1 protein-coding gene is annotated in these 3,994 nt (G+C 66.0%); it reads right to left on the bottom strand.

Going from position 1 to position 3,994, the window contains the following annotated elements:
* A partial coding sequence (locus ACS5PK_RS22500) for an amino acid adenylation domain-containing protein (RefSeq protein WP_439442499.1) occupies positions 1-3,994 on the bottom strand: 3,994 nt, incomplete at both ends.

Genomic DNA, 3,994 nt, shown 5'->3' with positions numbered 1-3,994 from the left:
CAAGGCATCCAGCTCCCCATAGCTCAGCTGCTCCTGCTCGTCCACCAGGGCCAGGGCCTGCGGATTGCGCCTCGCCTGCGCCTGGATGAGCCCATGCAGGCTGCCTCGCTCGTCAAACCGCTGTGCCAGCTCCGCACTCAGCGCCTGCGCGGGCTGGCCGAAGCGCTGCAGCCGCTCCTCCTGCTCCCTTGGCAGCACCGTCAGTGCCCTCAGATCCCCCTGCCCTCCTTCCCGCAGCGCCTGCTCCAGGCTCTCCAGCGCCTGGGCCATCAGCGCGCAGACTTCTTGCGCACGACCCCGACCGGCCACCTGCGCGGTCAGCATCAGTCCGGCGCCGCTGTCGTCCACGTCCATGTTGAACGGGTAGTTGCTGCTTTCCTCTCCATGCAGGAACTCCATGCCCTGGAGCGCATCCGGATCCAATGCTGCCGAGGAATCCTGCGCTTCATGACCGCTGTGGCGGTAGTTGAGAAGGGCGGAAAACAGCGGCACCCCCGGGGCCAGCCCACTGCAACGCTGGGCCAGCGACAGCGAGGCGTGCTCATGACGCAACAGGCCGGCCAGATCCCGTTGAACCTTGCGCGCGGTATCGCGAATCTGTCCCCCCAGCCTCACTCGCAAAGGCAGGGTGTTGATGTAGAGCCCCAGTGCCTGCCCCCCGCCGCCTTGCATGCGACCGAACAGCACGGTGCCAAAGACCACATCGTCCCTGCCGCTGACGGTCCCCAGCACCTGCGCAAAGGCCAGGTGGCACAGGCTGGCCAGACTGAGGCCGAGCCTGCGAGCCTGCAGACGCAGACCGGCACTGGTCGGCTCAGGCAAGCCCAGATGCGCCTCGTCGACCTGAGTGCCATCACCTTGAACATCGGAAAGGCCATAGGGCAAGGTGGCTTCTTCCACGCCGCCCAGTTGCTCACGGAAGTAGTCCTCGTGCTGTGAGGTGCTCATGCCCAGCCGTGCCTGTGCGACGTGCTCGCGGAAGGGCCGGGTCGGCAGCAGGCTGGCACCGTGCCCACTGAGCTGCCACAGGATCTCCTGCTGCATGGCATCCATCGACTGGTGATCCACGGCGATATGGTGGACCAGCAGCGCCATCAACCAGCTGTCGCGACCGGGTTCCCGCAGAATGCGTGCCTGCATCAACGGCGCTGAATGAAGTGGCAGGCGCTGACGGCGCGCATCACTCTGATGCAGCAGCGCCTGCAGGGCCTCGTCACCCGTCGCGTCACAGGACACCCCCAACGCTTCGGCCTGCAAGGTCTGCACCGGAAGCGTGACTTCGCGCAAGACCACCTGGACAGGCTCGTCCAGCCCCTCCCAATGCAGCGAAGTGCGCAGCACATCATGGCGTGCCAGCGTTTGCTGCAAGGCGGACAGGTACTGATCCAGTCGAGTGCGTTGATCAAATCGCAGCACCGCGCGCAGCAAGTAGACATCGCCCTCCCCGCCCATCAGATGATGGAAGAGCATGCCCTCCTGCAAGGGGGCCAGGGGGTAAACGTCCTGCACATTGGCGGCTCCACCGGGGATGCTGCTGACCAGAGCGTCCAACTGCTGCTGGCTCAACTGGACCAGCGGGAGCATGTCCGGACTGAGCCGGGTCGCGCCCTCGGGGATGGCCGAAGGCGGGACGTCCAGCTGGCGCGAACCACCGTCACTGTTCTCCAGCTGCTGAGCCAGTTGCGCAAGACTCGGGGCGCTGAACAGGGCTCGGACGTCACTGGACAAGCCCGCCTGGCGCATGCGTTCGATCAGCGTCACCGCGAGCAGGGAATGTCCGCCCAACTCGAAGAAGTTGTCGTGGCGGCCGACCCGCGGCAATTGCAGCGCATCGGCCCACAACGCGGCAATGCGCTCCTCGATCTCGCCCTGCGGCGCCTCGTAGCTGCGGTGTGCGTGATCCTGCCCGCCTGGAGCGGGCAGTGCGCGGCGGTCGAGTTTGCCGTTGGCAGTCAAGGGCATGGCGTCGAGGCGAACGAATGCGCTGGGCACCATGTAGGACGGCAATGCCTGCTCGAGGGCCAGACGCAGGGCCTCAACGTTCGGGTCGGTCTGGGACCCCGCCGCCACGACATAGGCGACCAGCCGCTTGTGCCCGGGTTCGTCCTCACGTGCCAGCACCACCGCCTCGCGGATGTCTGGCTGCTCAAGCAGCTTCGCCTCGATCTCGCCCAGCTCGATGCGATAGCCGCGCACCTTGACCTGATGGTCATTCCGGCCGAGGTACTCCAGCTCGCCTTCGGCCGTCCAGCGGGCAAGATCGCCGGAGCGGTAAAGCCTGCCGCCCTGCACCAAGGGGTCTGCAAGGAAGCGTTGCTCGTTCAGCTCGGGGCGGTTCAGGTAGCCACGGGCGACACCCGCGCCACCGACATGGATTTCTCCCGCTACACCGATGGGCGCAAGCCGGCCCCGATGGTCGAGCAGTCGAAGGCTGAGGTCAGGGATTGGGCATCCGATAGGTCCGGGGCCTGCCCGGTTCGCATCGACGGCACTCAGTGGACGGTAGCTCACATGGACGGTGGTCTCGGTGATGCCGTACATGTTGACCAGGCGAGTCCTGGCGTTCACCGGCCGTTCATACCAGGGTTTGAGCGCGCTGAGCTCCAGCGCTTCGCCGCCGAAGATCACCTCGCGCAAGGCATGCGGGCGCTCGTGCTGCCCCTGCACGGCGATCAGCTGACGGAACGCACTCGGCGTCTGGTTCAGGACTGTCACGTCTTGCGTGCACAGGAGTTCGTGGAAGGACTCAGCGTCCCGTGCCACCGCAGCCGGCACGATCACCAGGCGGCCTCCGTGCAGCAGCGCGCCCCAGATCTCCCAGACGGAGAAGTCGAAGGCATAGGTATGGAACAGGGTCCACACGTCCGTCGGGCCGAAGCCGTACCAGGCCTGGCAGGCTTCGAAGAGGCGCATGACCTGTGCATGCTCGACCATCACCCCCTTCGGTTGTCCGGTTGAGCCCGAGGTGTAGATCACATAGGCCAGTTGGCGGGGAGAGAAGGCGGACTGGTCCGGTTCACTGCCCGGCAGGTGCTGAAAGGCCGCCAGCCCCGGGTCAACATGGAGCAGCCGATCGGCGGAGGCGAGCTCTTCCCGCAGGCCGTCCAGCACTGCAGGGTCGACCTCGCCGTGAGTCAGCAGCAAGGAAGGTGCGCTGTCTTTCAAGCAGTAGCGCAGGCGGTCTGTCGGTTGAGCGGGATCCAGGGGCACATAGGCCCCACCAGCTTTCAGCACCGCCAGGATGGCGATCAGCATCTCGAAGCTTCGCTCGAAGCACAGGGCGACGCGTGACTCGGGACCTATTCCCTGCGCGCGCAGTGCGTGAGCCAGACGGTTGGCCTGCTGTTCAAGATCGGCATAGGCCAGGGTCCGATCGCCCAGTTGCAGAGCCACCCGGTGCGCATGCCCTTGAGCCTGCTCGGCAAACACCTGATGCAGGCCGCGGGCCGCAGGGAAGGTCGACTGTGCCGCGCCGAATGCCAGGAGCGTGCTTCGCTCGGCGTCAGCCATGGTGTCGAGAGTCTCCAGCGGAGTCTCTCTGGCCGAATGCAGGGCATCGGCGAGGGATTGCAGGGTGGCGCACATGGCGTCACAGACACGCGCTGCAGAGGCCGGTGCCTGTACACGAGCGCTGACATGCAGCTGTGTGCCGTCGTCGTCCAGGGTGAGCAGGAATGGGTAGTTCGTCCGCTCCTCGCCGACGAGGACATCCACGTCCTTGGCAAAGTCTGCGAGTTGAGCGTTGTCCGTGGTCTCCGCTGTGGCTACGTTGTGGCGATAGTTGAGCAAGGCGGTGAAGACCGGCACGCCGCTGTCCAGCCCGCTGCAACGCTGGGCCAGGGCCAACGGGGCATGCTCGTGGCGAAGCAAGCCGGCCAGGTCCTGCTGGACCTGCTTCACGGCCGTCAGCACCGGGCCCTGCAGCTTGACGCGCAGGGGCAAGGTGTTGATGTACAGCCCCAGCGCCCGGTCCGCACCGGCTCCGGCCTGCATG

It is taken from the genome of Roseateles sp. DB2 (genome assembly GCF_051857535.1).
GTDB lineage: Bacteria > Pseudomonadota > Gammaproteobacteria > Burkholderiales > Burkholderiaceae_C > Roseateles_B.
Note: the sequence above shows the minus strand (reverse complement) of the source record. Positions and strands in the feature narration are given on the sequence as shown.